The sequence below is a fragment of the Devosia sp. ZB163 genome (assembly GCF_028613635.1).
In the GTDB taxonomy this organism is placed as follows: domain Bacteria; phylum Pseudomonadota; class Alphaproteobacteria; order Rhizobiales; family Devosiaceae; genus Devosia_A.
In genome coordinates, this window is sequence record NZ_JAQRMY010000001.1 from 1,410,746 (window position 1) to 1,437,053 (window position 26,308).

The 26,308-nt window shown below is 66.3% G+C and carries 26 protein-coding genes and 2 tRNA genes; 6 read left to right on the forward strand and 22 right to left on the reverse strand.

Features of this window, described 5'->3' with window-relative positions; all coding sequences use genetic code 11:
- Positions 1-6 precede the first annotated feature (6 nt).
- Both PRN20_RS07145 and PRN20_RS07150 read left to right on the forward strand, forming a co-directional pair.
- A complete protein-coding gene (locus PRN20_RS07145; protein ID WP_273956547.1) occupies positions 7-1,713 on the forward strand; it encodes an alpha/beta hydrolase in 1,707 nt (568 codons plus the stop codon).
- Positions 1,710-3,203: an alpha/beta hydrolase gene (locus tag PRN20_RS07150; protein ID WP_273956548.1), complete on the forward strand. Its 1,494-nt coding sequence runs from the start codon at positions 1,710-1,712 to the stop codon at positions 3,201-3,203. The genes PRN20_RS07145 and PRN20_RS07150 overlap by 4 nt, the downstream gene beginning before the upstream one ends.
- A gap of 46 nt (positions 3,204-3,249) precedes the next feature.
- Here the strand turns inward: PRN20_RS07150 and PRN20_RS07155 are convergent, their stop codons facing one another.
- The 13 genes from PRN20_RS07155 to murA all read right to left on the reverse strand — a co-directional run bounded on the left by PRN20_RS07155 (position 3,250) and on the right by murA (position 14,596).
- Positions 3,250-3,822, reverse strand: a complete 573-nt coding sequence (locus PRN20_RS07155) for an HdeD family acid-resistance protein (protein ID WP_273956549.1) — start codon at positions 3,820-3,822, stop codon at positions 3,250-3,252.
- A 105-nt stretch (positions 3,823-3,927) separates the two neighbouring features.
- Positions 3,928-4,635 carry an exopolysaccharide biosynthesis protein gene (locus PRN20_RS07160; protein WP_273956550.1) on the reverse strand — a complete coding sequence of 236 codons (708 nt, stop codon included), beginning with the start codon at positions 4,633-4,635 and terminating at the stop codon, positions 3,928-3,930.
- A gap of 10 nt (positions 4,636-4,645) precedes the next feature.
- A complete protein-coding gene (locus PRN20_RS07165) occupies positions 4,646-5,716 on the reverse strand; it encodes a helix-turn-helix domain-containing protein (RefSeq protein ID WP_273956551.1) in 1,071 nt (356 codons plus the stop codon).
- A 13-nt stretch (positions 5,717-5,729) separates the two neighbouring features.
- On the reverse strand, positions 5,730-6,110 hold the full coding sequence (locus tag PRN20_RS07170; RefSeq protein WP_273956552.1) for a PLDc N-terminal domain-containing protein: 381 nt from the start codon (positions 6,108-6,110) through the stop codon (positions 5,730-5,732).
- A gap of 758 nt (positions 6,111-6,868) precedes the next feature.
- Positions 6,869-6,944: transfer RNA gene (locus tag PRN20_RS07175), tRNA-Phe, on the reverse strand.
- A gap of 144 nt (positions 6,945-7,088) precedes the next feature.
- Entirely contained in the window at positions 7,089-8,927 is a 1,839-nt protein-coding gene (locus PRN20_RS07180) for an MFS transporter (protein ID WP_273956553.1), read from the reverse strand.
- A gap of 216 nt (positions 8,928-9,143) precedes the next feature.
- A complete protein-coding gene (gene yacG, locus PRN20_RS07185; protein WP_273956554.1) occupies positions 9,144-9,353 on the reverse strand; it encodes a DNA gyrase inhibitor YacG in 210 nt (69 codons plus the stop codon).
- Between the two features lie 62 nt (positions 9,354-9,415).
- Positions 9,416-10,054, reverse strand: a complete 639-nt coding sequence (locus tag PRN20_RS07190; protein ID WP_273956555.1) for a Maf-like protein — start codon at positions 10,052-10,054, stop codon at positions 9,416-9,418.
- 6 nt (positions 10,055-10,060) lie between these two features.
- Positions 10,061-10,279, reverse strand: coding sequence for a translation initiation factor IF-1 (infA, locus tag PRN20_RS07195; protein WP_035082742.1), 219 nt, complete (start codon positions 10,277-10,279; stop codon positions 10,061-10,063).
- 230 nt (positions 10,280-10,509) lie between these two features.
- Positions 10,510-11,469, reverse strand: coding sequence for a UPF0262 family protein (locus tag PRN20_RS07200; RefSeq protein WP_273956556.1), 960 nt, complete (start codon positions 11,467-11,469; stop codon positions 10,510-10,512).
- Positions 11,470-12,762 carry a histidinol dehydrogenase gene (gene hisD / locus PRN20_RS07205; protein ID WP_273956557.1) on the reverse strand — a complete coding sequence of 431 codons (1,293 nt, stop codon included), beginning with the start codon at positions 12,760-12,762 and terminating at the stop codon, positions 11,470-11,472.
- Entirely contained in the window at positions 12,762-13,190 is a 429-nt protein-coding gene (locus PRN20_RS07210; protein ID WP_273956558.1) for a DUF2948 family protein, read from the reverse strand. Before PRN20_RS07210 ends, hisD begins: the two co-directional genes overlap by 1 nt.
- A gap of 119 nt (positions 13,191-13,309) precedes the next feature.
- A complete protein-coding gene (gene murA / locus PRN20_RS07215) occupies positions 13,310-14,596 on the reverse strand; it encodes a UDP-N-acetylglucosamine 1-carboxyvinyltransferase (RefSeq protein WP_273956559.1) in 1,287 nt (428 codons plus the stop codon).
- A 386-nt stretch (positions 14,597-14,982) separates the two neighbouring features.
- Between murA and PRN20_RS07220 the strand changes: the two genes are divergently transcribed.
- Positions 14,983-15,057, forward strand: a tRNA-Thr gene (locus PRN20_RS07220).
- Positions 15,058-15,106: 49 nt separating this feature from the next.
- Here the strand turns inward: PRN20_RS07220 and PRN20_RS07225 are convergent.
- From PRN20_RS07225 to PRN20_RS07260, 8 genes are all read right to left on the reverse strand, one after another.
- Positions 15,107-15,829 carry an ABC transporter ATP-binding protein gene (locus PRN20_RS07225; protein WP_273956560.1) on the reverse strand — a complete coding sequence of 241 codons (723 nt, stop codon included), beginning with the start codon at positions 15,827-15,829 and terminating at the stop codon, positions 15,107-15,109.
- 4 nt (positions 15,830-15,833) lie between these two features.
- A complete protein-coding gene (locus tag PRN20_RS07230) occupies positions 15,834-16,676 on the reverse strand; it encodes an ABC transporter ATP-binding protein (protein WP_273956561.1) in 843 nt (280 codons plus the stop codon).
- The gene (gene nikC / locus PRN20_RS07235; RefSeq protein WP_273956562.1) at positions 16,673-17,572 is read right to left on the reverse strand and encodes a nickel transporter permease; all 900 of its coding nucleotides are present in this window, start codon (positions 17,570-17,572) and stop codon (positions 16,673-16,675) included. Before nikC ends, PRN20_RS07230 begins: the two co-directional genes overlap by 4 nt.
- The gene (locus tag PRN20_RS07240) at positions 17,569-18,603 is read right to left on the reverse strand and encodes an ABC transporter permease (protein WP_273956563.1); all 1,035 of its coding nucleotides are present in this window, start codon (positions 18,601-18,603) and stop codon (positions 17,569-17,571) included. Before PRN20_RS07240 ends, nikC begins: the two co-directional genes overlap by 4 nt.
- A gap of 236 nt (positions 18,604-18,839) precedes the next feature.
- Complete coding sequence (locus PRN20_RS07245; RefSeq protein ID WP_273956564.1) at positions 18,840-20,450, reverse strand: ABC transporter substrate-binding protein; 1,611 nt, start codon at positions 20,448-20,450, stop codon at positions 18,840-18,842.
- A 53-nt stretch (positions 20,451-20,503) separates the two neighbouring features.
- Positions 20,504-21,019, reverse strand: coding sequence for a hypothetical protein (locus PRN20_RS07250; RefSeq protein WP_273956565.1), 516 nt, complete (start codon positions 21,017-21,019; stop codon positions 20,504-20,506).
- Positions 21,016-21,621: a helix-turn-helix domain-containing protein gene (locus PRN20_RS07255; RefSeq protein ID WP_273956566.1), complete on the reverse strand. Its 606-nt coding sequence runs from the start codon at positions 21,619-21,621 to the stop codon at positions 21,016-21,018. Before PRN20_RS07255 ends, PRN20_RS07250 begins: the two co-directional genes overlap by 4 nt.
- Positions 21,622-21,863: 242 nt before the next feature.
- Positions 21,864-22,832 carry an NAD-dependent epimerase/dehydratase family protein gene (locus PRN20_RS07260; RefSeq protein ID WP_273956567.1) on the reverse strand — a complete coding sequence of 323 codons (969 nt, stop codon included), beginning with the start codon at positions 22,830-22,832 and terminating at the stop codon, positions 21,864-21,866.
- 235 nt (positions 22,833-23,067) lie between these two features.
- On the opposite strand from PRN20_RS07260, the gene PRN20_RS07265 reads away from it, so the two are divergent.
- The 3 genes from PRN20_RS07265 (at position 23,068) to PRN20_RS07275 (ending at position 26,047) form a co-directional block, all read left to right on the forward strand.
- The gene (locus PRN20_RS07265; RefSeq protein ID WP_273956568.1) at positions 23,068-24,051 is read left to right on the forward strand and encodes a sugar phosphate isomerase/epimerase family protein; all 984 of its coding nucleotides are present in this window, start codon (positions 23,068-23,070) and stop codon (positions 24,049-24,051) included.
- Between the two features lie 14 nt (positions 24,052-24,065).
- On the forward strand, positions 24,066-24,875 hold the full coding sequence (locus PRN20_RS07270) for an SDR family NAD(P)-dependent oxidoreductase (protein ID WP_273956569.1): 810 nt from the start codon (positions 24,066-24,068) through the stop codon (positions 24,873-24,875).
- Positions 24,876-24,982: 107 nt separating this feature from the next.
- Positions 24,983-26,047: a hypothetical protein gene (locus PRN20_RS07275; RefSeq protein ID WP_273956570.1), complete on the forward strand. Its 1,065-nt coding sequence runs from the start codon at positions 24,983-24,985 to the stop codon at positions 26,045-26,047.
- On the opposite strand, the gene PRN20_RS07280 is transcribed toward PRN20_RS07275, so the two are convergent.
- Positions 25,997-26,155, reverse strand: coding sequence for a hypothetical protein (locus PRN20_RS07280; RefSeq protein ID WP_273956571.1), 159 nt, complete (start codon positions 26,153-26,155; stop codon positions 25,997-25,999). The two genes, PRN20_RS07275 and PRN20_RS07280, sit on opposite strands and share 51 nt — an antisense overlap.
- Positions 26,156-26,308: the final 153 nt, after the last annotated feature.

The window sequence follows — 26,308 nt, forward strand, 5'->3', positions numbered from 1 at the left end:
TCGTGCGTGTCGCAGGCATCTGCACAGGAACAGACATCGATACTGCGGCGCTTCCTCGGCGTGATCCGCTCGCACCTGTCGCTGCCCGGCCTCGCAGTTGGGGCTGTGTGCTTCGCGCTGTCGCTGACGCCCTCCCTGATCCCGCGAACATTTCTCATCCAGGGTGTGCTGGCCGGATGCGTGTTCGCAGTCGGTTATGCCGTCGGCGCCACTTTCGAGTGGCTCTGGTACTTCCTGCAGCTCAAGCCGCCCAAGGGGCGCCTGCGCTTCTGGCTCACGGCCATCACCTCGGCCATCTGCACCGTGATCGTCGTTTTCTGCATGTCGCGCGCTGCCGAGTGGCAGAACTCGGTGCGCCTCGCCATGGGTGCCGAGCCGGTGCAGACCGGCCACCCGATCCAGGTGCTGCTCGTCGCCATCCTGCCTGCGGTGGTGCTGATCACCCTCGGCACGCTCCTCGCCGTCGGCATCAACTTCGTCGCGCATAAGCTCCGCAGGCTGGTTCCGCCGCGCGTCGCCATGCTGGTAAGCCTCGTAGTGGTGGGCTTCCTCGCGGCCACCCTGTTCAACGGCTTTCTGCTCAGGGGTGCCCTGCGCACGGCCGATGCCTTCTTCGAGCAGCTCGACGATGTCTCCTCTCGCTTCGTCGAACCACCGCCGACCAACCCCACGCAGTCAGGCAGCCCCCAGTCTCTGATCTCCTGGTCGACCATCGGCCGCGACGGCCGCAACTACGTGCAGACGGGTCCCGACAAGGCTGCCATCGAACAGCGCATCGGCCGGCCGGCCATGGAGCCGCTACGTGTCTCCGTGGGCATGCGTTCCGCGCCCACCGTCGAGGCGCGCGCCGCGCTGGCGCTGGCCGAGCTGAAGCGTGTCGGCGCCTTCGACCGCGACGTGCTTCTCGTGATTTCGCCGGTCGGCACCGGCTGGGTCGACCCCGCCGGCATGGATTCGCTCGAGTACCTGATGGCCGGCGACGTCGCGAGCGTGTCGCTGCAGTATTCCTATCTGCTGAGCCCGCTCTCGCTGCTGGTTGAGCCGGACTATGGCGGCGAGGCAGCCAAGGCCCTGTTCGACGCGGTCTACACCTACTGGACCGCGCTGCCGCACGACCGTCGTCCGCGCCTCTATCTCAACGGGCTCAGCCTCGGCGCTCACGCCTCGCAGAACTCGACGCAGATCCTCGACGTCCTGCGCGACCCCTACCAGGGTGCCCTGTGGGCTGGCCCGCCCTTCACCAGCCCGATCTGGCGGTGGGCTACGGCCAATCGCAACCCCGGCTCGCCGGAATGGCGGCCTCAGGTGAGCGACGGCGGCACCTTCCGCTTCTCCAACCAGGGCGACGGTCTCGCCGATCCCAGGGGCAAGCCCTGGGGGCCGATCCGCATCGGCTTCCTGCAGTATGCCAGTGACCCCATCGTCTTCTTCGATCCGCGCACCCTTTACCGCGAGCCCGACTGGATGAAGGGCGAGCGCGGACCGGATGTGTCCAAGGAACTGACCTGGTACCCGATCGTCACCCTGTTCCAGCTCGGCATGGACATGGCGCTGGCGCTCACCTCGCCGCTCGGTCACGGCCACGTCTACGCCCCGGCCGACTACATCGATGCCTGGATGGTGCTGGTCGAGCCCACCGGCTGGGATGCCGAAAGCCTTTCCCGCCTCAAGAGCGAGATGACCCGCGAGTTCGAGGAAAAGGAGAAGCAATGACCGGCTCTTCCGAACGCCCCTGGCTCAACCTCGTCGGCGGCCTGCTGCTGACGGTAGGCGGGCTGATCGCCGCGCGGGCAGTGGAGCTGCCGTCCGGTGGCCTGATCGAGGGCACCGGCGGCATCCCGTGGGTGCCGCTCCTGCTTGGGCTCTTCCTGTGCGGGAGCTTCAGCTGGTGGCTGTTCGTCGGCCGCAGGCAGAAGCCGAGCCTTCTGCGCGGGGCGCTGGCCGGAATCCTCTGCGGCATCCTCGCCTATCCGGTGGTGCTGCTCATCGCCGAGCTCGTCCGCCGCCCGCCCCCGGGCATCGGCATCCTGCGACGCCTGCTCACCGCTCTCGAAGTCAGCGCCTTCGCCCTGGCGACGACCGGCTTTGCCGCCATGTTCACCATGGCCATTGCTGGCGCCGTCTGCGCGCTCATCCTGCGCCGCGTCTATCCACGCCGACTGCGCAGCGTCCGGGAGACCGCCGGCCGGCTCATCTGGGGGCTGGCCGCGGCCGCCGGCGTCGTGGCGCTGGTGCTGCTCGCCGGCTTCACCTGGCTGACGCTCCTGCCTCTCGACAAGCGCGGGCTGACCGAACCGCACGTCCTTGCGGCGCCGATGAACCACGAGCAGGCGCTCGCGGCCTACCAGGCCGTGCTGGCTGAGGAAGCGAAGCTGCCCCTCAATCCGCGCTGCGCGTCCAAGCTCCTCACCCACGGCCAGCGCGAGGCCCAGACGATCGTCTTTCTGCACGGCGTGACCAACTGTCCCGCCCAGGCCGACGAACTTGCACCCAAGCTGCTCGGCCTCGGCTACAACGTCTACGTGCCTCGCCTCCCCGGGCACGGCATGGCGGACCAGATGACCGACGCGCTGGTTCCGATCACCGCCGAGGAATACGTCGCCGCGACCGAGGCGGCGATCGAGATCGGCCACGGCCTTGGCGACGAAGTCATCGTGGTCGGACTATCGGCCGGCGGCGCCCTGACCATGTGGAGCGCGCAGTACCGCGCCGACGTCCGGAGCACGGTGGCGATGGCAGCCTTTCTCGGGCCCAACCTGGTGCCCGCCTGGGCCAACCGCGCCGCGACCAACCTGCTGCTGATCCTCCCCAGCACCATGTTCACCTGGAACCCGCTCGAGCCGCTGGGCCCGCCCGAAATGGACTATGCCTATCCGCGCGTACCGACGCGTGCGCTGGGCCAGTTCATGCTTATCGGCGAGGTCGTCGCCGACAGCGCGCGCGCGGTCCCGCCCCTGGCGCAGGGGCTCGGCGTCATGGTCAACGAAGCCGATTTCGCCGTGAACAACGCGCTCGCCAAGAACATCGCCAAGGACTGGGAGCGGCACGGCCGTGAGGTGGATCTCAAGATCCTGCCCGTCTCGATGCGGCTGCTGCACGATCTCATCGATCCGCGCCAGGCCGACGCCAACACCGAACTGGCCTACAGCCTGCTGCTCGAGATGCTGCCCCCGCGACCCGCCTGCGCTGGGACGCCCTGCTAGACGGCGCCGCTGGTCGGGACGCGAGGACGGGAAGCGGGCTCGGGGATCAGTGTGCCTGCCTGGCGCCCAGCGACTGGCTGCTCGACATCCAGCTCTTGATGATCTGGACGAGGCCGAACACCAACACCAGCACGCCGCCGATCTGCATGATCAGCAGGGCCCCGCTGAGCGGCAGCAGCAGTAGCAGCACGCCGAGCGCCACATAGATCAGCGCCCCGACGACGGTGCTCCAGATCGGCGGGTACTCCTTGTGGTAGCGCGCCAGCATGTAGAGTTCGATGACGCCCACCGCGATCGCGCCCAGGCCGATGGTCGTCGCGAGGAAGGTGGGTGTGAGCACGGAGGCGAGCAGCGGGCTGAAGAGCACGGCGAGCCCGGCGACGACTGCCAGCCCCCCGCGCGTCATGCTGAGCCAGAACGGCCAGTGCGACTCGAGTCCATAGTTCTGGCTCGCCAGCGCCCCCAGCACGCCATCGACGATCAGCAGGCACCCGCCGACGACGAGCGCGAACTTCAGCGCCACCGTCGGGTAGACGAGGGCGAGTACGCCGGCGACGACGAGCAGTACGCCGCGTAGCAGGTTGATGGTGATCGCAAGTCGCTTGTTCGTGATTTTCATGTCCTTCTCCGACCTCAACGCACCACCCCGGACCTGGCCGGATTGTAGGCGCAGGCGCCGCCTGGCGTGATGGCTCCGCGTCCCACCGACAGGTGGGGAATCCCGTTATCGACCCGGCGCACTGCCTGATGCGCCCTGGGCGGCCGTGCCGGCATCCTCCCCCTCTATGTAGTCGGTGATCGACAGGCCGAGGATCACCAGCAGCCAGACCGTGATCCCGCTGATGATGATGCCGATCAGGACGATGGCTGCTCCTGCAAGCACCACGATGCCGTCGTGGTTGAGGATGCCGACGCAGAGGACCGCCAGCCCGATCGAGGGCAGCATGTTGGTGAGCGGAATCGGGGGCAGCATGAAGATACCGGCCACCACGCCGATCACGGCCACCACGGGCAGCGCCGCCTCACCGGTCAGCACCCGCCAGCGCGGCGACGAGATCCTGGCCGCAAAGGTCGCGAGCCTCTGCAGCGCGTCGAGCAGCTTGAGCACGATCTTGACCGGCAGGCGTAGCCGTCCGAGCGCTCCGGGAAGCGCCATCTCCCGCCCGAGCAGCAGCGATACGGACATGGCGATGATGATGAGCGCCATGACGAAGTTGTAGCCGGGCGGGGCGGGGATGAGGTTCAGCAGCGAGAACATCAGGATCGCAATGACATGCGATCGCGGTCCCACGAGCTTGAGCACGTCGTTGCATGTCAGCGTGGCGTCCGGCTCATCGGCCGCGTGCCTGAGCCGGGCGATGACCTCCGCGACAACGGTTTCGATGGGGTCCTCAGCGGACGACATGGGCTCGGCCCTGGTTGTGTCCGCCATCTGCCGCCCTTCACCGCAAGCCTTGCAGCAGGCCGGCGAGCGACGTTCCCGCGCCGGGCGCACTGCTGGGCGATCGTGCCGGCCGCAACTCGGCGCTGCCGCGGGCGTCACTGGGACGGTAGCCGAACTCACGCTTGAAGGCCCGGCTGAACTCCGCCGGGTCGATGAAGCCGCGTTCGGCCGCGATGTCGACGATCGGCCGGCGGTCGTCGCTGTCGGCCAGCGCCATGTGTGCATCGAGCAGCCGACGGTGGCGGATGTAGTGCACCACGCCACCCATCGGCTCGAACAGGCGATAGAGGCGCGACCGCGACACGCCAAGCTCACGGCAGAGATTGCCGACGCTGAGTGAAGACGAATGGAGCTGCTCCTGCACGAGCCGGCGGGCGCGTTCGACCACCGTTTCGTGCCGTGCCTTCTGGGCAAGCGTCGGGTGCCATGGGGCGACCGCGAGGCTTGCCGTAATCATGGCGCGGATGCTCCCGAGCAGACCCGGATAGTCGGCCGGATCGAGCTCGGGCATGCGCGGCACGAGGTCGAGCAGGAAGTCTGCAAGCATCCGGCCGAGCGCTGAATTCACTGACGTGCCGCCCTGTGTCTCCACCAGCAGCGGGCAGGCCCGGCGCAGGAAGTCGCGCGGCACGCACAGGTGCACCGCTTCCCCGCCAGTCGACTGCCCCTCGAAGGGGCGGCTGAGGCAATGGAACTGCAGCGTGCCCCTTCTGCCCGCCACTTCGCCGCGAACGGCCGACAACACCCAGTGATCGAGCCCGTCGGAGCGGCAGCGCCGGTCCGTGCGACGGAAGGCGATCGCCGGCTGGTGGGCGCTGATCAGCACCAGCTCCCCCAAGTCCCAGGCCTCGAGTACGGCCTCAAAGCCCCGTGACGGATCCGACAGCGGGCTGACCTCGACGATGGGGGAGATCTGCTCGGCCCATGCCTCGAACTGCCTGCGCAACGGCAGGCCCCGCGTTACCAGCCGGACCTGCGGTCGCGACGGCTCTCCATCAGGCAGCGAGGCTGCCGATGTGGGCAGCCCGGGGGAGAACCGGGCCGCGTTGTCCGAAGCATAGTGGAGCATCTCGCCGATCCGTTCAGCCCAGGGCCTTGGCCTTGAGGGTCGCGAACTCCTGCTCGTTGATCGTGCCCTCCTTGAGCAGTGCGTTCGCCCGCGCGATCTGCTCGGCCGGCGATGTGCCCGCCGCTTGCCGGATGTAGGTGTCGACCTCGGCCTTGGCCTGCTGCTCGGCCTGGAGCTGCCGCTGGCCCATGCCGCGGCCACGGGCGATGACGTAGACCAGGGCCGTCACGAGGGGGATGAAGATCAGGGCAATGATCCACAGCGCCTTGGCGAACCCGCTCAGTTTGTGGTCCCGGAACAGATCGACAACGATCTGGAACATCACCAGCAGGTAGGCGAACAGGAAGAAGACCGAGAGGATCAGCCAGAGGAATTCCCAGAAACTGTTGGACATGACTCACCTTTGACGTTGGTGCATACCGCGAGTTTCCCCTGCTGGTTTCATAACATGGCGCTGTATTACCGAGTAACGGCAGAAACTGATGGGAATTGTATAATTAGAAACGAAAATCAGATGTGCTGCGGTGCGTAATAGTACGGCCAGCATCGCGCGTCGATTTGCGCAGGCGGTGCGAGTGTTAGTTCATTTCTGCACGACGTCGACTGTCCCGGCGACGAAACAGGAGGCATCGGCCATATAGTCAATACTCTCTTAAGTGGCCAAGCCCAGCGGCGGGCGTCGACCAACGGGCGCGTCAGCTCCCATGCCGTCGGCTTGGCCTGGCGAGGGGCCGTACTCGCTCAGCACTCTGACCGCCGATGTCGCAGTCGTTCATGCCAGGCTTCGCCTGGAGGGCCAGGCAGCGACGCTCGAAAGTGACCGGACCGCAGTTTGCCATACCATCCTGTCGTTCGTGGTCCATCGACATGCCGAAGGCTGGAGCTGCGCTTCCGCGCAGAACACGGACATCATCCCCAACACCGAAACCAACCTGGTGGAACCGGACGGAACCGTCCGATCTGTCAGCTACCGCCACTGACCGGCACGATCGTCGGCAGCGTGCGCGTGAGGGGAATGCCGTCGGCGGCAGCGCCCGCTGGGAACGATCGAACCCCGTGGAAATCCGCAGGTTCTGCCCGTAGCACGAATGCTCGGCCGGCATTGCAGCCCGAAAGTGCTGTCAGGTCGCCGAAACATGAGTGGGAAAGGAGTGGTGCCCGGGACCGGAATCGAACCAGTGACACGCGGATTTTCAATCCGCTGCTCTACCAACTGAGCTACCCGGGCAACCGTTGCGCCCGAGGGCGCTGAAGTCGGGCGGTTTATAGGGGGCATTGCGGGGGCGCGCAAGCGGGTTTTGCCATCTTTGCGCCTGTGGAAAATCGAGCGACGGGGAGACGGCGTTCCGCCTCCCCGCCCGAATGCACGGCGCTACTTCGACAGGTCGTTGTGCCGCGTGTCGCGCAGGAAGACGAGGCCGATGACCACGGTGATCAGTGCGACCACGATCGGGTACCACAGCCCCTGGTAGATATTGCCGGCGCTCGCGACCATTGCGGTCGCGACCAGCGGCAGCAGGCCACCGAACCAGCCGTTGCCGATGTGATAGGGCAGCGACATCGAGGTGTAGCGTACCCTGGTCGGGAACAGCTCGACGAGGAACGCCGCGATCGGCCCGTAGACCATGGTGACGAAGAGCACCATCACCCACACGACGCCGATTGCCGCTACCCAGTTGATCCGGCTGGTATCGGCCGTCACCGGCGCCAGCACCGTCAGCGGCAGGTCTGCGCCGGTGGCCGAGGTGGCCGGCTCGCCGGCGATGACATTGGCCGCGGCCAGATTGGCAGCAGCCGGGTCCGCCGCCTTGCGGGCCGCGTTGATCACCCCGAGCCGGTCGGCAGGTGTGGCTGCCGCCTGGAAGCTTGCCAACTGCTCGGCATTCAGGGCCACGGTCGCTTCCGTCGCCTTGAAATTCGGGTAGCCGGCATCGACCAGCGCCTTGGTCCAGCCGGACGCGCTGAAGCCTTCGACGGTCGTGCCGCCGACGCTCAGTGTCGCCTTCGATCCGGCCGCGCCGTCCGCCGAGGTGAACGAGATGCCGCGCGAGGCCATGAGCCCCTTCGAGGTATCGCAATCGCCGACGGCCGTGCCCGGCCATTGCGGGAACAGGTTGAAGTGACACTGCGCCGGATCGGCCGTGACGGTGATCGGCGTGTTCCTGTTCCAGTCGGTCAGCGCCGGGTTCACTGCCGCCGCCAGCCAGCCGAACAGCACGAAGTAGCTGAGCGCCCCGATGAGGCAACCCGCGAGGATGATGTAGAGCCGCCCGATTCGGTCCGACAGCGAGCCGAAGAACACGAAGAACGGCGTGCCCAGCAGCAGTGCCACACCGATGATGATGTAGGTCGAGAGATAGTCCACCTGCATGGTCGTCTGCACGAAGAACAGCGCGTAGAACTGGCCGGTGTACCAGATCACGCCCTGGCCCATGGTGGCGCCGAGCAGCGCCAGCAGCACCAGCTTGTTGTTGGGGAACTTCAGGAACGAGTCGCGCAGCGGCGAGGTCGAGCCGCGGCCCTCTTCCTTCATCTTCTTGAAGATCGGCGATTCGTTGAGTCTGAGTCGGACCCAGATCGAGTAGATCAGCAGCAGCGCCGAAACGAGGAACGGCAGGCGCCAGCCCCATTCGCTGTAGGTGGCGGCCGGCATGGCCATGCGGCTGACGCCGATCACCAGCAGCGACATGAAGAAGCCAAGCGTCGCCGTGGTCTGGATCCAGCTGGTCGCGAACCCGCGCATGCCGGGGCGCGAATGCTCGGCCACGTAGGTCGCTGCACCACCGTACTCGCCGCCGAGCGCGAGGCCCTGCAGCAGGCGCAGCGTCACCAGCAGGATCGGCGCGAACACGCCCACCTGCGCATAGGTCGGCAACAGGCCGACGGCGAAGGTCGAGACGCCCATCACGAGGATGGTGATGAGGAAGGTGTATTTGCGGCCGACGAGATCGCCGATGCGGCCGAAGACCAGTGCACCGAACGGCCGCACCAGGAAGCCCGCCGCATAGGTGGCGAAGGCTGAAAGCAGCGCCGCCGTCTCGTTGCCCGGCGGAAAGAACAGTGCCGCGAAAAATGGAGCCAGCGTTGCGTAGAGATAGAAGTCGTACCACTCGAAAACGGTACCGGTGGATGACGCGACGATGACGAAGCGTTCGTCCTTCGTCATGCCTCCGCCACGCACCGACGTGGCAGTTGTATCTGCTGTCGCCATTGGCTCCCCCTCAGGACCAATACTGGTCCGCCCCCCTCGGACGGCCCGTCGGCAACAGTGCGGGCATACAACTTTCGTTTTACAGCAGCATTATTGACCTGATCCGGTCACGGGAAACCGTTTCCCACACGAATACGCGTTGGTGCATGCAATCGGGGAAGCCGGTCTGGCGTCTTTGCTTTTCTGGCGCACCCGCGACCAGGCGACGACTGTGATCTATTCCTCGTCGTCGCCGTTATCGGCGTCGGGGATCTTGTCCTCGTCTTCGTCGTCCTTGGCAGGAATGACGTAGCTGCCGCTGAGCCAGCGGTTGAGGTCGATGTCCTTGCACCGGGCCGAGCAGAACGGGTGGAACTGCTGGCTCGACGGCTTGCCGCAGATGGGGCAGGGGACCGGCTTCCTGAGCTTGACGATCTCGGCGGTCATCGCGAGCGCTTCCAGCAAGAGTGCGGAACGGTTTTCTGGTTCGGAAGCGCGGCCATGGGAAACTACACGGCCGGAAGGCTCGACTGGTTGAGCCAGTTGAAGTGCACGGGATAGCCCTCGCCGGCAAGCAGCGACACCGTCTCGTTGAGCGGCAGTCCGACGACGGCGGAGTATGAGCCCTGAAGCTTCAGGACAAAGGCGCCGGCAATGCCCTGGATGGCGTAGCCGCCGGCCTTGTCGCGCCACTCGGCGCTGGCGAGGTAGCTTTCGATCTCGCGCGCCGAGAGGCGCTTGAAGCGGATGCGCGTCTCGACGAGGCGCTTGCGCATCGCGCCCGAGGTCGTGAGCATCGTGACGGCAGTGAACACCCGGTGCGAGCGGCCGGACAGGAGGCGCAGGCACTCGGAGGCCTCCTCCATCGTCTCCGCCTTGGGCAGGATGCGGCGTCCGACGGCGACGACCGTATCTGCCGAAAGCACGAGTGCGTTGCCCGCAATGCCGGAGGACTTGGCCTTGTGCTGCGCCGTGATCGCCTTCTGGTCGGCGAGGCGCTGCGCGAGCTTGCGCGGCAGTTCGTTCTTCTCGGGGGTCTCGTCGATATGGGCCGGGACCAGATGCTCGGGCTCGATGCCGATCTGGTTGAGCAGCGCCAACCGCCGCGGCGATGCGGACGCGAGGATGAGCTCGGGACGGCTGGCCATCTGGGCCTACTTGAAGCGGTAGGTGATACGGCCCTTGGTCAGGTCGTAGGGCGTCATCTCGCACAGGACCTTGTCGCCTGCGAGCACGCGGATGCGGTTCTTGCGCATGCGGCCCGCGGTGTGCGCGATGATCTCGTGTTCGTTCTCGAGCTTCACCCGGAAGGTCGCGTTGGGCAGCAGTTCCGTCACCACGCCCGGAAACTCGAGCACTTCTTCCTTAGCCATACTCTCTCCTGAGAAGGCCCCGCGAAACGTGTAACTGGCGATGTCGGGGGCTGAATTGGGCGGCAGCTATACTTCAAGCCGCCTGCTTTGTGAACCCACCCGTGCGGGTGACACGGGCTTATGTGGGGATGGAGTCGCCGGTTGGCAATTCGGGGCATGACCGACTGATCATGTTGGGCTCGGTGCGCGCCGCAAACCTGGTGTCATCCCCGCGAACGCGTCAGCCCCGCCTATGCCGTCCTCGTCGCCGCCACAAGCTCGTCGAGCCGCTCCCGTACGCGCTTCTGCAGCGTGTCGCGCAGCGCGCGATAGCCGCTGAGCACGGCCTCGCGGTTCCCCTCGGCCTCGGTGGGGTCGGGCATGGGCCAGTGCTCGACGGCACCGGCCTCGAGGCCGCGCTGCTCCACGGCTTCGAGCGCATCGTTCGAAAGTGTAATGACGAGGTCGAAATGGCTGGCCACCAGTTCGTCCATGGTGTGCGGCGTGTGCACGCTCATGTCGATGCCGATCTCTTCCATGACCTCGTGCACGAACTGATCGGCCTTGCCCGAGCGCACGCCCGCCGAGCGGACCAGCAGCCGGCCGGGGAAGTCTCGCCGCGCCAGCGCCGCTGCGATGGGGGAGCGCACCGAATTCATCGAGCACACGAAGAGTACGCTCGGCAGGGTCGATTCCCGCTCGTCGATGCGGCTCGCGAAGGGCTGTACGGCGCAGATGAGCGTGAACAGCCGCCGCGCCGTGTTGAGATCCATTTCGAGCTTGTTCTGGAGCCGCGTGCGCAGCAGTTCGGCCGCGTCGTTGTGGAGCCCGCGCCGGGCCATGTCCACGGTCTCGATCTGGTAGGTCGAGCCGGTCTTGATCGCGTCGAAATAGTTTTCGCGGATGCGGAAGTAGTCGCGGATCAGCCGCCGGAACGGGTTCAGCGACAGGTAGTGCGCCGCGATCGGCTCATAGGTGTCCGGGTTGCGGACGTCGAGCAGGATGTAGTTGCCGATGATCGACACGTGGAGCGCATAGGGGCCGGTGGCCTTGACGCGCGCAGGCGCGAAGACGTTCTCCTCGACGAGGTCGTAGATGGCGATGCGCCACTCGTGCACCTCGTCCGGGTTGACCGAGGTGATGGTGTTGGGGTCGAGCGTGACGGCGACGAGGTGATCGGTCTTGGGATCGAGCTGTCGCGTTGTCGCCATCTACCGGTTGAGCCTTATCGAAATCGAGCGCTCATGCGCCCCCAGCCCTTCGGTCGTCGCAAGCGTCCGCGCCGCCGGCGCCAGTTCGGCCAGCGAGGCGGGATCGCACCCCAGTACCGACGTGCGTTTCATGAAATCGAGCACACCCAGTCCCGACGCGTAGCGCGCCGAACGAGCCGTCGGCAGCACATGGTTCGAACCACCCACATAGTCGCCGATCGCCTCGGGCGTGTGATGCCCGAGAAAGATCGCACCAGCATTGCGAATCTTGGGCAGCAGCACCTGCGGATCATCCACCGCCAGCTCCACATGCTCGGACGCAATGCGGTTGGCGAGCTCCACCGCCTCCGCGAGTGAGGCGACCGTGATGATCGCCCCGAACTCTTCCCAGCCCTCGCGCGTGATTTCCGCACGCGGCAGGAGTTCGATCTGCCGCCAGACCTCGTCCTCGACGAGGTCGGCGAGCTTGTGGTCGGTGGTCACGAGGATCGACTGCGCGCCCCCGCCATGCTCGGCCTGCGCCAGCAGGTCCGCCGCCACCCAGGCCGGGTTGGCCGACGAGTCGGCGATGACCAGCACCTCGGACGGGCCGGCGATCATGTCGATCCCGACCTGCCCGAACACCTGGCGCTTGGCCGCGGCCACATAGGCGTTGCCCGGGCCGACGACCTTGGAAACGGGCGCGATCGTCTCGGTGCCGTAAGCCAGCGCCCCGACGGCCTGCGCGCCGCCGATGCGGTAGATCTCGGTGATGCCGGCGATCCTGGCGGCCGCCAGCACCGCGTCGTTCACCTCGCCGCGCGGCGTCGGCACGACCATGGCGATGCGGCTCGCGCCGGCGACCTTGGCCGGTACTGCATTCATCAGCACCGATGACGGGTAGGCGGCAGTGCCGCCCGGTACATAGATGCCAACCGCCTCGACCGGGGTCCAGATCGTCCCCAGCGTCACGCCCAGGTGGTCCTGGTAGATGTGGTCGACCGGCCGCTGCTTTTCGTGGTGCGCCTTGATGCGTTCGTGCGCGATCGTCAGCGCACCGATTACGTCACTGGAAACCCGTGCACTAGCGGCCTCAATTTCGTGGTCCTTGACCAGAAAAGACCCCTGAGTTCCAGCGTAGCCATCGAAGCGCGCGGTGTACTCCGCTACCGCCGCATCGCCGCGCGCCTTCACGTCGGCGAGGATGGCTGCAACCGCATTTCCTACTTCCTCCGAAGCTTCGCGCTTCGAATTCAGCAGCGTTTCAAACGACTTGGCGAACCCGGCATCCCGGCTGTCGAGACGAACCGGCATTACGAGGCGTGCTCTGGCTTGGCCTTGGCCGCCCAGGCCGACCCAAGATCGGCCAACCGCGCCTCCAGCACGTCCACATCGAGCCGCACCGTCCCGCCACCGGCAAAAGCAAGGTCGACATGCCCGCTCGGGGCCTCGGTTTCGGTGAAGCGGATGGTGAGCAGCTCAAGCACGCCATCGATGGCGTTGGTGTCGATGCCCGACACCTTCACAGCTGTCACCTGGTCGAAATGCAGCGCCGCGCGCTTGCGGACGCCGGTCTTGCCCCCGGTCCCGTCCTCCCAGGCATAGCGGTTCATGAGCAGCGCGAAGCGCTTGTCGCCCTTGGCATAGCCCATGTCGCCGACGCGCACGACCGCGTCCTGCGTCGTGGCCGAGATAACGTCGAGGTCTTCGCTATCAAGCGCAATAAGCTTGAGATCGGTCATATGTCAGGGGTCCGGAAACGTTGGATTTGACCAAAAAATGGGGGCCCGAACCTCGATCTACAAGCTTGAGGGCAGGCGAGCAATGCAGCTCGCGCCACATCGCCCCACATTGGTGAAGATCACCCCGTGACCCGCTCGATCTCTGCGCCCACCGCGCTCAGCTTGTCCTCGAGCCGCTCGAAGCCGCGATCGAGGTGGTAGATCCGGTTGACCACCGTCTCGCCCTTGGCCGCCAGTCCCGCGATCACCAGTGACACCGAGGCGCGCAGGTCTGTCGCCATCACCTGAGCGCCCTTGAGCCGCGGCACGCCTGTGACCGTCGCCACCTGGCCGTCGACCTTGATGTCGGCGCCGAAGCGGGCGAGTTCGGCCACATGCATGTAGCGGTTCTCGAAGATCGTCTCGCGGATCTGCGAAGTGCCGTTGGCCATCGTCATAAGCGCCATGAACTGGGCCTGTAGGTCCGTCGGGAAGCCCGGGAAAGGCTGCGTCTCGGCGTTCACCGCCTGGATGCCGTTGCCGTTGCGATGGATGCGGATGCCCCTCGCCTCGGGCGTGACGCGCACGCCGGCCGCGCCGAGCGTGTCGAGCGCTGCCTGGAGGTGCTCGGGCCGCGCGTTCTTCAGCAGCACCTCGCCGCCGGCCATCGCTGTCGCCATGGCGTATGTCCCGGCCTCGATGCGGTCGGCCACCACCGTATGGGTCGCGCCGTGCAATTCGTCGACACCCTCGATGGTCAGCGTTCGGGTGCCAATGCCGTCGATCCTGGCGCCCATCTTGACGAGGCACTCGGCCACGTCTGTCACTTCGGGCTCCGTCGCCGCATTCTCGATGACCGTCGTGCCCCTCGCCAGCGTCGCCGCCATCATCAGCACGTGCGTCGCGCCCACCGTGACCTTGGGGAACACGACGTGGCCGCCGCGCAGTCCCCCCTTGGGCGCCCGGGCGACGACGTAGCCCTCGTCGATATCGATCTCGGCCCCGAGCTCCTTGAGCCCCGTGAGGAAAAGATCCACCGGCCGCGTGCCGATGGCGCAGCCGCCCGGCAGCGACACGCGCGCCTCATGCGCCCGTGCCAGCAGTGGCCCGATGACCCAGAAGCTCGCCCGCATGGTCGAGACCAGCTCGTAGGGCGCCGTGGTATCGACGATCTCGGCTGCCTCGAGCGTCATGCGCTGGCCTTCGAGCGTCGCCGCGCGCCGGCCATGCACGGCAATGTCGACGCCATGGTTCTCGAGGATCTTCTCGAGCTGGTTGACGTCGGCGAGCCGCGGCACGTTCTCGAGCACCAGCGGGTCCTTGGTCAGGAGCGACGCGATCATCAGCGGAAGCGCCGCATTCTTGGCGCCCGAGATCGGAATTTCGCCGCGCAGCTCGTTGCCGCCGACCAGACGGATGCGATCCATGATTCTTGCCCCGACTATGGGCCGTGCGGCCCCAGTGCCCTAACGATCCGAGTCACTATCCCGGTTCGGCGGCGCCTGCCCGGCGCCGCTGCCGGAAGATTGAGTATCAGACTTCTCTTTACCGCCCGTTGCCGCCCGTGCCCGGGCCTGCTCCTTGCGGCGCTTGAGGTTTTCCCGGAGCTTTGCGGCCAATCTTTGCTCGCGATCGGTTTGCGACAAGCTCATCTCCATCGCCCGCCATGATCGGGGCGGGGCGTTGCACATCTACCACCGGCGCAGCCGGGATGCAGTGTTTCCCTCGCACGTTTTTTGGCCTTGCGTGACCGCGCACCCTGTGGCACTAACCCGCCACGCCGCCGGGGCCCCGCCCCCGACCCGCCGCGTCTGCTGCAGTAGCTCAGTGGTAGAGCACTCCCTTGGTAAGGGAGAGGTCGAGAGTTCAATCCTCTCTTGCAGCACCATTCCCCCACCTGCGAAAACCTATCGACGCCGGCACGCTTGCGGGGGCTGCTAGGCCGCGGCGATGAGGGTGCGGGTGTAGTCGTTGGCGATTTCGCCGGCGCGGAGTTGGTCGCGGGTCAGGGTTTCCACCGGCTGGGCGTTGCGCATGACCATGAGGCGTTCGCACATGTAGCTGATGACCGCGAGGTCGTGGCTGACGATGACGAAGGTGAGGCCGAGCTCTTTCCGCAAGCGGTTGAGAAGGTTGAGGATTTCGGCCTGGATTGAGACGTCGAGGGCGCTGGTCGGCTCGTCGAGGAGGAGGAGTTTCGGCGAGAGAGCGAGGGCGCGGGCGATGGCGACGCGCTGGCGCTGGCCGCCGGAAAGCTCGTGCGGGAAGCGGAACTGGAACTTGAGGCCGCCGAGGCCGACGAGCTCGAGGAGTTCGGCCGTGCGCCGCTCCGGGTTCGGTAAGCCGTTGATTCGCATGGGTTCTGCGACCTGCTGGCCGATGACGTAGCGCGGGTGCAGCGAGGAGTAGGGGTCCTGGAACACCATCTGGACGACGCGGGCGAGCTGCTTTCGCGGCGTTTTTCTGATGTCGAGGCCGTCGACCTTGATGGTGCCGGACCATGAGCCGTTGAGGCCCATGACGGTGCGCAGGATGGTCGATTTGCCCGATCCGGACTCGCCGACGAGGCCGAAACTCTCGCCGGACCGGACTGTAAGTCCGGTGTTTCGCACGGCGATCTTCCCCGAAAAGTCTACGTTGAGGTCATGAACTTCCAGCATGCGTTCAGGCCTCCGCCCAGCTGGCTTGCCGATTCAGCACCGGCAGGGGCTCGAGCGAGCCGTTGATATGGGGGAGACACGAAAGTAATCCCCGCGTGTAGGGGTGCTGCGCCTCGCTCAACCGGCTTGCCTCGATCGTCTCGACGATGCGGCCGGCATACATGACGATCACCCTGTCGCAGAACTTCGATACGAGGTTGAGGTCGTGGCTGATGAAGATCAGCCCCATGCCGCGGCGCGCGACCAGCTCGTCGAGAATCGAGAGCACCTGGGTCCGCACGGTGACGTCGAGCGCCGAGGTGGGTTCGTCCGCGATGAGCAGGTCCGGTTCGCGTACCACCATCATGCCGATCATGACGCGCTGGCCCATGCCGCCCGACAACTCGTGCGGATAGAGGTTGAACACGCTCTCGGGGTCGCGGATGTGGACGGACTCCAGCACGGCGATGGCGCGGGCGCGCGCCTCGCGATGGCCGACCTTGCGGTCGCCGATGCGGATGGCCTCGACGATCTGCTTGCCCACGGTCATCACCGGGTTGAGCGAGAACTTGGGGTCCTGGAGGATCATCCCCATGCGCCCGCCGCGGAGCGACCGACGCAGGCGAGGGGAGGCGGCCTTGAGGTCGATGCCGTCAAAGCTCATGCGGTCGACGCTGACCCTGGCATAGGGCGGCAGCACGCCGAGCAGCGAGCGGCCGGTGAGGCTCTTGCCCGAGCCGCTCTCGCCGACGATGCCGAGCTTCTCGCGCCCGAGCGTGAGGGAGACGCCGCGTACGGCATCGTTGTAGCCGCCTTCGTCGTTGCGGAAGGCGACGTGGAGGTTCTCGATCTCGACGAGGTTGCTCATTTGCGCTGCCTCAGGTGCGGGTCGAGCAGGTCGCGCAGCGCGTCGCCGAGCAGGTTGAAGCCGAGCGAGACGATGAAGATCGCGGCGCCCGGGATGGTGGCGATCCACCACTGGTCAAAGATGAACTTGCGGCCGGTGGAGATCATCGCGCCCCACTCGGGCAGCGGCGGTTGCGCGCCCAGCCCGATGAAGCCGAGGCCGGCGGCGGTGAGGATGATGCCCGCCATGTCGAAGGTCATGCGCACGATGACCGAGCTCAGGCACATCGGGATGACGTGGAAGACGATGATGCGGAACTCGCTGGCGCCGGCGAGGCGCGCTGCGTTGACGTAGTCCGAGTTGCGGACGACCAGTGCCTCGGCGCGGGCGAGGCGCGCATAGGGCGGCCAGGCGGTGAGCGTGATGGCGAGCGCCGCGTTGACGATCCCGGGCCCGAGCGCCGCGACGAACGCGAGTGCCAGCAGCAGCTTCGGAACCGCGAGGAAGATGTCGGTGATGCGCATGAACACCGCATCGACCCAGCCGCCGACCGTGCCGGAGACCGCGCCGATGATGAGCCCCACCGGCGCCGAGGTGACGATGACTAGAGCGACGATCAAGAGCGTCAGGCGCGAGCCGTAGATCAGGCGCGAATAGATGTCGCGGCCGAGCTCATCGGCGCCGAACCAGTATTCGGCACTGGGGGCGGCAAGGCGGGAGGTGAGATTGGGGAGGTACGGATCGTGCGTCGCGAGCCAGGGTGCGAAGGCCGCCGCGAACAGCAGCAGCAGCACGATCACCAGTCCGGCGACGCCGAGCGGGTTGCGCATGAAGCGGCGCGCAAAAAGCTTGAACTCGGCCCAGCGGGCGGCACGGACGGCGTGGCGCGGATCGGCCGCGATTTCGGTGGTGCTCATCGACGGAGCTCCCGGGATCTGGGGTCGAGGACGCGATAGAGCACGTCGCTCAGCATGTTGAGCAGGACGAACACGATGCCGACGAGCAGCGTGCCGCCAAGCACGGCGTTCATGTCGGCCGCGAACAGCGAGGAATAGATGTAGTTGCCGATGCCGGGCCACGAGAAGATCGTCTCGACCAGCACCGAGCCCTCGAGCAGCCCGCCATAGCTTAGCGCGATCACCGTCACGAGCGGGATCGCGGCATTGCGCAGCGCGTGTCCGGCGACGACGCGGAACTCGCTCGCGCCCTTGAGGCGGGCGGTGAGCACAAACTCGCGGCTCAGCTGGTCCAGCATCACCGAGCGCGTCATGCGGGAAATGTAGGCGAGGCTGTAATAGCCGAGCAGCAACGCCGGCAGGATCATGTGGCTGACGGCATTGGCGAAAATCTCCCACTCGCCGGCGAGGGCGCTGTCGATGAGGATCGAGCCGGTGACGCGATCGACCACGCCGACGTAGAACACATCGAGCTGGCCCGGTCCCGACACCCAGTCGAGCAGGTAATAGAAGACGAACAGCCCGACGAGGCCGAGCCAGAAGATCGGCACGGAGTAGCCGACGAGCCCGATGACGCGCAGCACGTGGTCGGGCCACTTCTCATGCCAGTAGGCCGAGGCGACGCCCATCGGCACGCCCAGCACCACGCCGATGACGAGGCCGATGGTGGCGAGCTCGAGCGTCGCGGGGAAGAAATTGACGAGGTCGGTAAGCACCGGGCGCGAGGTCGAGAAGGATGTCCCGAAGTCGCCGCGCAGGAGCTTGCCCAGGTATTCGATGAACTGCTGCCAGAGCGGCTTGTCGAGCCCCAGCTCGAGATAGACCTTCTGGTAGACCTCCGGCGTCGCCTTCTCGCCGACGATCGACAGCACCGGATCAATCGGCAGCACGCGGCCGATGAAGAAGGTGAGCGCGGCAAGGCCGACCAGCGTGATTGCGACGCTGAGCAGCCAGGAGGCGATATCGATGAACAGGCGGAGCGAGCGGTTCATTGCACTCAAGCGATGCAGGCCTTTGACTTCATTGCTTCGGGCGTCGCCTTCTCCCCTTGTGGGAGAAGGTGCCCGAAGGGCGGATGAGGGGTTCTCTCCACGTACTGGTCGCCCGTCGCGTTCGCTCCGTGCGCGCAACCCTAGGGTTGCGGGACCCCTCATCCGGCGCTTCGCGCCACCTTCTCCCACAAGGGGAGAAGGCAGGGGACGCCGGCGGCGAACCGCCGGCCTCAGTATTATTCCTTCGTCACGCCGCCGTAGCGGTCGTCCGAGAAGGTGATGCCGAGGACGACGCCCTTGACGTCGGAGCGCATGGCGACCTTGCGGCTGTCCTGGAACATGAACACGAACGGCGAGGTGTCCGTGTGCAGGCGCTGGGCTTCGTCGTAGAGCGCCTTGCGCTTGTCGACGTCCTGCTCCTGAACGGCCTGGTTCACGAGCTCGGAGACCTTGCCCGAGTTCCAGCCGAAGCGGTCGGCGAGGTTGCCCTTGGTGCCATCGGGATCCGACGGATCATGGTTGCCGAACGCCTTGGCGTTGGAGTGCGGATCGGGATAGTCCGGACCCCAGAGGCCGAACCAGACGTCGAGATCGTGCGAGCGATAGCGGTCGAGCCAAGGGCCGCCGTCGACGACCTGCAGGTCGAGGTCGACGCCGATCTGGCTCAGCGTGGCCTGCACGGCCTGAGCGTAATCGGGGTAGGGCGGCACGTTCCAGACGACGGTCTCGAGCTTGATCGGCGTCGCAACGCCGGACTCGGCGATCAGCGCCTTGGCCTTCTCGATATCGAGCGAGTAGGGGTTGTAGTCGATGCCACCGCCCAGGAACCCGTCCGGGATCATGGTCTGGTGCACCTTGATGGTGCCCTTGCCGATGGTGTCGGCGATGCCCTGGTAGTCGACGCCGTACTTGATGGCTTCCACGACCTTCGGGTTGCTCAGCGCTTCGTTGCGAACGTTGAGGCCGAAATAGTACATCGTGGAGGAAACGCCCTCCTGCACCTGGATGTCGGCATTGCCGGCAAGGGCGCCGATGTCATCGGGGCCGAGCTTGTTGGCAATGTCGATGTCACCCTTTTCGAGCGCGAGACGCTGCGTCGCCGATTCCGGCATGTGCTGCAGGAAGACGCGATCGACGCCCGGAGCGGTGCCCCAGTAGTTCTCGTTGCGCGAGAGCAGGATCGAAACCTTCGGATCCCACTTGGTCAGCACATACGGGCCCGAACCAGCCGAGTTCTCGGACTTCAGCCAGGCGTTGCCGTAGTCGTTGGTGCCGGCTTCGGTCTTGCCTTCGTGCTGCTTGACGATGGCCGAGTCGACGATGCCGCCGGTGAAGGACGAGAGCACGTAGAGCACGAAGCTCGGGGCGTACTTCTGGTCGACGACGAGCTGCAGGGTCTGCGGGTCGATCGCCTTGATGTTCTCCGCCACGTTGTCCTTGTTCAGGCCGAACTGGGTCAGGATGAACGAGATGCGGCTGTCGAGCAGGATGACGCGCTGCAGCGAGTATTCGGCGTCGGCTGCCGTCACCGGATTGCCCGAGGCGAACTTGGCGTTCGGGTTCATCTTGAAGGTGAAGGTCTTGCCGTCTTCCGACACCGTCCAGCTTTCGGCGAGGACGCCGGTGATCTTGGTCGGATCGGCCGGATCGAAGCTGACCAGCGGCTGGTAGATCTGCTGGCTGGCGAGCACGCCGCCGACTTCCGACACTTCGGCCGGATCGAGCGTGATGATGTCGTCGATCGCGTCGGCGATGACGAGGGTATTCTTAGGTGTTTCGGCAATCGCGCCGGACGCGGTCATCACCGCGCCGACGGCGACCGCCATAAGCGTCTTGAACAAACGCATGACAGTCTCCCTGGTTGAAGTCGTCCGGCGGAGGCCGCCGGCAGTCGCAGTCGTCATCTCTCGCTGATCCCGTGGGGGAGCTTACTGATCCCCTGGAAGGTGAAAGTCAGCGCAGCGATGGGTAGAAGGGTGTCGATCTCGGCGAGGACCGCCGGCGTGAAGATGCCGGCATCGCCCAGCAGCGCCACGACGCCGCGCGTTTCGCCGGCGATTACGATGGGGAAGCACGAGCAGGCGCCATAGCCCATGGCGACGAGCCCGTCGGTCTCGGGCAGGAAGGCGGCCATGCCGGCGACACTGTCGCCGATGACAGGCTTCATCTGCCCCAGGATGGTGTTGTTCCAGACGTCATCGCCCACCGGATCGACATTGCCCACGGGGAAGTCGACCGGGTTGGACGTGCCGATGCGGTGCGTGACGGTCTTGTCGGGCGCCGTTGCGATGAAGGTCGCGGTGCGGACGCCGGGGACGGCCGTGAACAAGGCCGACAGCACGGCGAACAGCTCGGAGGGCCCGGCGGCGAGCGCGGCCTTGAGCTTTGCGGCAATGGCGGGATCGATCACGCTCATTCGGGGAACAGCCTCATGGTGCCGACCCAGAGTTCGAGCGCCTCGTCGGTGCCGATATTGGTCCCGCGGTGCGGCTTGCGGCTGTCGAAATGGAGCGTGTCGCCGGGACCCAGCCGGTATTCGACGCCATCGACCTCGTAGAGCATCTCGCCCTTCACGAGGAAGATCAGGTCCTCGCCCTCGTGGCTCATCATCTCGGACTCGTGGCCGGGCGGCACGTGCGAGAGGCAGGCGTTGAGCTGCGCCTCGGGGAAGCCGCGCTCGAGGAACTCGTAATAGCGCGAGGTGCCGCCGACCTTGTAGGTCTGGCGCTGGCCCGAATGGCTGACGACGCTGTGCTGCCGGGCCGGGGCCGTTGAAACGAACTGGTCGACGCTGGTCTCGAGCGCCTTGGCCAGGTTGTAGAGCGAGGCCAGCGACGGCGTGGAGATGCCGCGTTCGATCTGGGAGATGAAGCCGATGGTGAGGTTGGCCTCGTCGGCGACCTGCTGCTGGGTCTTGCCCAGCGCCTTGCGGCGATCCTTCAACCGCGAGCCGAGACTCGGATCGATCGGTGCAGCCGGATCGGCCTCGGAACGCTTCTCAAACTTCAATACTGGCACGAACGACCCCGCGATTTTAGTGACACTAAATTAGCCGGAGAAGGAGTCAACGGATTCCATTGTCGCGGCAGTGGGAATGGCAGCGGGAGGGGCTGGTGCTTGCCGCGCCATCCCATGGGTCCGCGGGGCAGGCCCGGACGACGGTGGCAACGGGCGAGGTCAGCGAACACGGCCGGCAACGGAACGCCATCATCCCCGGGCTTGACCCGGGGACCCATTTCTCGGCACGCGCCGAACTGGCCTTACCCCTGGCTGAGTTCCCACTCGATGGTGCGGCGCAGCGCCTGCTCTTCCGGCACGATCTCGCTGTAGCCCAGCTCGGCCCGGATGCGCTGGGAGTCGAGGGTGAGCGGGTAGGCGAGGTCGCTGGAGTCCGCGCGGTCGGCGAGGACGCCGTTGTCGGCCGGATCGACCAGGACGATCTCGCTGTCGAGGCCCATCAGCGTGAGGATGGTGCGGGCCCAGTCGGCCTGGGTGCGGACGAACGGCTGCGCCACGTTGTAGACCCGGCCGGCCGCCTCCGGGGAGAGGGCCGCCAGCGTCAGCGCCTCGGCGACGTCGTCGATATAGGCGTAGGAGTTGAGCCAGCCGGCCCCGCGGCGGTCGAGTCGGAACGGTTCGCCCTTCTTCGCGCCCTTGATGGCCCAGCCGAAGCGGTGCTGCTTGTCATCGGGCCCGAAGATCATGGGGAGGCGCATGACCGTCGCCTCGGGCGCGCCGTGGGCGAGGGCGTATTCCTCGATCGGGATCTTGTCGTAGTTCTCGAACAGGTCGTCCTCGACGCCCTGCGGCCGGCGCGGGTTGCCGCGATAGGGATAGCGCAGGGCGCGCAGCGGGGAATCCTCGGTCGCGGGATCGGGGCGGACCGGCGGCGCTTCCTTTTTCAAGAGGCCCCCGTAGTTGGAATAGACGTCGGTCGAGCTCACGAGGATGTAGCGCGCGCCGGCCTTGGCCGCGGCCTCGATCACCGGCTCGGAGTTCTTCAGGCTGAGCGCGAAGATGTCGATGACGGCGGTGACGCCGTTGGCCTTGAGCAGCTCGGCGATGCGCGCCGAGTCCATGCGGTCGGCCTTCTCGAACTTGACGCCGTCTGGGAGGGCGACGGGGCTCTTGCCGCGCGCCACCACCAGCACATCAGCCCCGCGCTCACGCAGGCGACGGGCTGTGGCCGTACCCAGAAATCCCGTCCCTGAGATGATCGCGATGGTCATGTGCCGACTCCGTTGGTGGGGGAGGGGCGACACTGGTCGAGCCGGCCGTCACGTTCAACCCCTGAAGGCCGGATGAGGACAATCCGCCTCAGTGCGCGAGGCTACGAAGGGATCAAAAGAAACCGGAGGCGGTAGTTGTCGGGACATAGTGCCTTTTCGCGCAGAATCCGGCAAACAGAATGTCCCGCCTCGGCGGGAACGAGACTGCGCGCGCGGCTAGGATCCTGGTGACCTCATGAAACTGACGACTGGGCTCAACCCTTACGGGCTAACCTACTATCTCGGCCTGCAGGGCGTGGGCACGCCCCGGCACAACCCCAACGGCGCGGGGCTCGAGGGCTTCATCCGGCTGACGCAGGAGCTCGGCGGCAAGGCCATCGAGCTGTGGGACGGCTGGCTCAAGGACCTGTCCGACGCCGAACTCGCCTCGCTCCGGCAACGTCTCGATGACCTTGGCTGGAAGCGCGTCGTGAGCTCGGGCCTGCAGCACGGCGACATGGACCTGTTGATCCGCTGCGCCAAGGCGCTGGACGCCAGGTACATCCGTGTCGCGCTGACGCCGATCCTCTGCGGTGATCGCGCCGCGGCCGGGCCGCGCTGGCACGAGCTGGTCGCCTCGGTGAACCACAAGCTCGAGGCGGCGGTGCCCAAGCTCGAGGCCGCCGATGTCGTGCTGCTGATCGAGAACCACCAGGATTTCACGTCCCGCGAACTGGTCGGCCTCTGCGAGGATTACGGGCAGCATGTCCGCATCGTCTTCGACATGGCGAACACCTTCCCGGTGGCCGAGTCGCCGCTCGATTTCACCCGCGTGATCGCGCCCTACGTGCGGCACTGCCACGTGAAGGACTATCGCGCGGTGATCGAGCCCGATGGCTTCCGCCTCGTGCGCTGCCCGTCGGGCGACGGCTGCGTGCCGCACAAGCAGATGTTCGACATCCTCGCCCAGCACAATGACGAGATGGTCGCCTGCATCGAGATCGGTGCGCTCGATGACCGGCACGTCAAGCTCTACACCTCGGACTGGTGGCACGGCTACCCGCCCAAGCAGGCCGAGGACCTCGCCGCCTGCCTTCTGGCCCTGCAGAAGAACCGGTTCGAGCCGGGCGAGGAATGGCGCACGCCGTGGCAGCGCAATGCCGACCACGAACTCATCGACTACGAACTTGGGCAGTACCGGAAGAGCGCCGCGAACCTCAAGGCCCTTGGACTTATGTGAATTGGAGGCCTGCTGTGGCTAAGGATCTTTCAGGTAAAATCGCTTTCGTGACCGGCTCCGGCCGGGGCCTCGGCAGCGTCATGGCAAAGAAGCTCGCGGCGCGCGGCGCCGACGTCGTCGTGCACGACCTGACGTGGGACGCGACGGCCAAGTATGGCGAGGCCGACAATCTCGGCGCCATGATCAAGACGATCGAAGGCATGGGCGTGCGCTCGATGGGCGTCACCGGCAATATCGGCGACCGCGACGCGGTCGCTGCCATGCGCAAGGAGATCGAGGAGAAGTTCGGCCCGGTCGAGATCCTCGTCAACTGCGCCGGCGGCGATATCGGCGCGGCGGGCGGCAAGCCCGTGCCCAACAACATCCTCGGCATCACCTACGAGGACCTGATCACGCTGACCAACAACAACCTCATCGGCACCATGCTGGTGACGCAGGCCTTCGTGCCGCAGATGGTCGAGCGCCAGCACGGCATCGTGGTCAACATCTCCTCGGTCGCCGCGCAGATCGGCGTCTCCGGCGGCGGCATCTATGCGACGCTGAAGGCCGCCGTGACGCACTACACCCGCTGCCTCGCCGACGAAGTCCGCGAGCACGGCGTGCGCGTCAACGCGGTGAGCCCGGGCCCCGCCAAGACAGCCCGCTTCCAGGCGACCCGCACGGTCGACCCCGACAAGATGAACTCCAACAAGGTCTCGATGGACCGCTACGCCGAGCCCGAGGAAATCGCCGATGCGGTGGTGTTCCTGTGCTCGCCCGAAGCCAAGTTCATCCACGGCCAGCTGCTGCGCGTTGACGGTGGCCTCCAGCTGTTCGCGGGCTGATCGAGGTGCAGGGGCGGGGATCAGCGAGACCCGCCCCCACTCGCCGTTGGTTGGGACTTGAGCGCGCCCGCCGCCCCCGCTAACGCTAGGCTCCCATACCCGGAGCCATGATGCCCACTCTCGGCCTCATCCTTGCCGCCATCGCGGCTGTCGCCTCGTTCCTCGTCGCCTCCTACATCCTGCACCGGGCTGCGCGCTTCGGGCTGATGCAGGAGGTGAACGCGCGCTCGTCGCACACGCGCCCGACCCCGGGCGGCGGGGGGGTGGGGATCGTCGTCGGCGGATCGCTGGCAGGGCTGCTCAGCGTGCTCCTCCTGCCCTTCCTCGGCGTGCCGGTGATCATGGCCGGCGTGCTGATCGCACTCATCGGCTACTACGACGACAAGCACCCGATCTCGGCGCGCTGGCGGCTCGCGGCGCAGATCATCCTGATGGGCGCCATCGTCACCGTGCTGCCGCTCGACGTGCTCACGGCGCAACTGGGCGTGCCCGTGCCCGAGTCCGTGCTGATCCTGATGCTGACCATTCCGGCTGCCCTCTGGATCAACCTCTACAACTTCATGGATGGCATCGACGGCCTTGCCGCCTCGGAGGCGATCTTCCTCCTCGCCGGCGGCGCGCTGGTTGCCTTCGCCTTCGAGCCGGCAGTGGCGAACGATCCGCGCCTGTGGTGGATGCTCGGCCTCGCTGCCGCCTGCGCCGGCTTCCTGCTGCTCAACTGGCCGCCCGCCAGGATCTTCATGGGCGACGCCGGCAGCACGTATCTGGGGCTGATGACGGCCTTCTTCGCCCTCACCACGATTGCCAGCTTCTGGCTCACCGTGTGGCAGTGGCTGATCCTCGCGGCGCTGTTCCTTGTCGACAGCCTCACCACGCTCATCCGCCGCATCGTGCGGCGCGAGCGGGTCTGGGAAGCGCACAAGCGCCACGCCTACCAGGCGTTGCAGCGCCGGTTCGGCTCGCACCTCAAGGTGACGCTGCTCTACATCGCGGTCGATGTGATCGTGCTGCTGCCGCTGGCCTGGCTGGCCGGCGCCTATCGGGACTGGGGCTGGGCAGTGGCGGTGCTGGTCTTTGCCGTGCTGGTGCCGCTGGCGCTCAAGGCCGGGGCAGGGGCGCCGCTAGAGCCAGAGGCTGACGAAGAACGCGCTGGCGCCAAGGATGCTCAGTGACGCCGCAGTGGCGGCGACGAGCATGTTGCGGGCATGGCTGAGGTGCTGCGCCAGTTCGCGCGGGGTGATGGCGCGGACGTCGAAGCGGTCGAATTCCTGGTCGAACATGATGCGCGCCCCCCAACTGCAAGGCGAGCGTGCGCGCGTCCGCGGAAACCCGCCAGCGCCATGCAAAATCATGCTTAATTAGGTTCAAATGCCGTGTAGTCTGGTCGGGCCTGCAACAAGCGCCGCAGTCGAACCATGCCGGGGTCATCGCCC

Bases quoted from the DNA above. Each gene is read 5' to 3' on its own strand.
- PRN20_RS07280 (WP_273956571.1), bottom strand. From the start codon at position 26,155: ATGTTCGACCAGGAATTCGACCGCTTCGACGTCCGCGCCATCACCCCG.
- PRN20_RS07240 (WP_273956563.1), bottom strand. From the start codon at position 18,603: ATGAACCGCTCGCTCCGCCTGTTCATCGATATCGCCTCCTGGCTGCTC.
- PRN20_RS07160 (WP_273956550.1), bottom strand. From the start codon at position 4,635: ATGGCGGACACAACCAGGGCCGAGCCCATGTCGTCCGCTGAGGACCCC.
- PRN20_RS07190 (WP_273956555.1), bottom strand. From the start codon at position 10,054: ATGGCCAGCCGTCCCGAGCTCATCCTCGCGTCCGCATCGCCGCGGCGG.
- infA (WP_035082742.1), bottom strand. From the start codon at position 10,279: ATGGCTAAGGAAGAAGTGCTCGAGTTTCCGGGCGTGGTGACGGAACTG.
- PRN20_RS07180 (WP_273956553.1), bottom strand. From the start codon at position 8,927: ATGGCGACAGCAGATACAACTGCCACGTCGGTGCGTGGCGGAGGCATG.
- nikC (WP_273956562.1), bottom strand. From the start codon at position 17,572: ATGAGCACCACCGAAATCGCGGCCGATCCGCGCCACGCCGTCCGTGCC.
- PRN20_RS07210 (WP_273956558.1), bottom strand. From the start codon at position 13,190: ATGACCGATCTCAAGCTTATTGCGCTTGATAGCGAAGACCTCGACGTT.
- murA (WP_273956559.1), bottom strand. From the start codon at position 14,596: ATGGATCGCATCCGTCTGGTCGGCGGCAACGAGCTGCGCGGCGAAATT.
- PRN20_RS07155 (WP_273956549.1), bottom strand. From the start codon at position 3,822: ATGAAAATCACGAACAAGCGACTTGCGATCACCATCAACCTGCTACGC.
- PRN20_RS07170 (WP_273956552.1), bottom strand. From the start codon at position 6,110: ATGTCCAACAGTTTCTGGGAATTCCTCTGGCTGATCCTCTCGGTCTTC.
- PRN20_RS07150 (WP_273956548.1), top strand. From the start codon at position 1,710: ATGACCGGCTCTTCCGAACGCCCCTGGCTCAACCTCGTCGGCGGCCTG.
- PRN20_RS07225 (WP_273956560.1), bottom strand. From the start codon at position 15,829: ATGCTGGAAGTTCATGACCTCAACGTAGACTTTTCGGGGAAGATCGCC.
- PRN20_RS07230 (WP_273956561.1), bottom strand. From the start codon at position 16,676: ATGAGCAACCTCGTCGAGATCGAGAACCTCCACGTCGCCTTCCGCAAC.
- hisD (WP_273956557.1), bottom strand. From the start codon at position 12,762: ATGCCGGTTCGTCTCGACAGCCGGGATGCCGGGTTCGCCAAGTCGTTT.
- PRN20_RS07200 (WP_273956556.1), bottom strand. From the start codon at position 11,469: ATGGCGACAACGCGACAGCTCGATCCCAAGACCGATCACCTCGTCGCC.
- PRN20_RS07275 (WP_273956570.1), top strand. From the start codon at position 24,983: ATGATGCCCACTCTCGGCCTCATCCTTGCCGCCATCGCGGCTGTCGCC.
- PRN20_RS07245 (WP_273956564.1), bottom strand. From the start codon at position 20,450: ATGCGTTTGTTCAAGACGCTTATGGCGGTCGCCGTCGGCGCGGTGATG.
- PRN20_RS07265 (WP_273956568.1), top strand. From the start codon at position 23,068: ATGAAACTGACGACTGGGCTCAACCCTTACGGGCTAACCTACTATCTC.
- yacG (WP_273956554.1), bottom strand. From the start codon at position 9,353: ATGACCGCCGAGATCGTCAAGCTCAGGAAGCCGGTCCCCTGCCCCATC.
- PRN20_RS07165 (WP_273956551.1), bottom strand. From the start codon at position 5,716: ATGCTCCACTATGCTTCGGACAACGCGGCCCGGTTCTCCCCCGGGCTG.
- PRN20_RS07260 (WP_273956567.1), bottom strand. From the start codon at position 22,832: ATGACCATCGCGATCATCTCAGGGACGGGATTTCTGGGTACGGCCACA.
- PRN20_RS07250 (WP_273956565.1), bottom strand. From the start codon at position 21,019: ATGAGCGTGATCGATCCCGCCATTGCCGCAAAGCTCAAGGCCGCGCTC.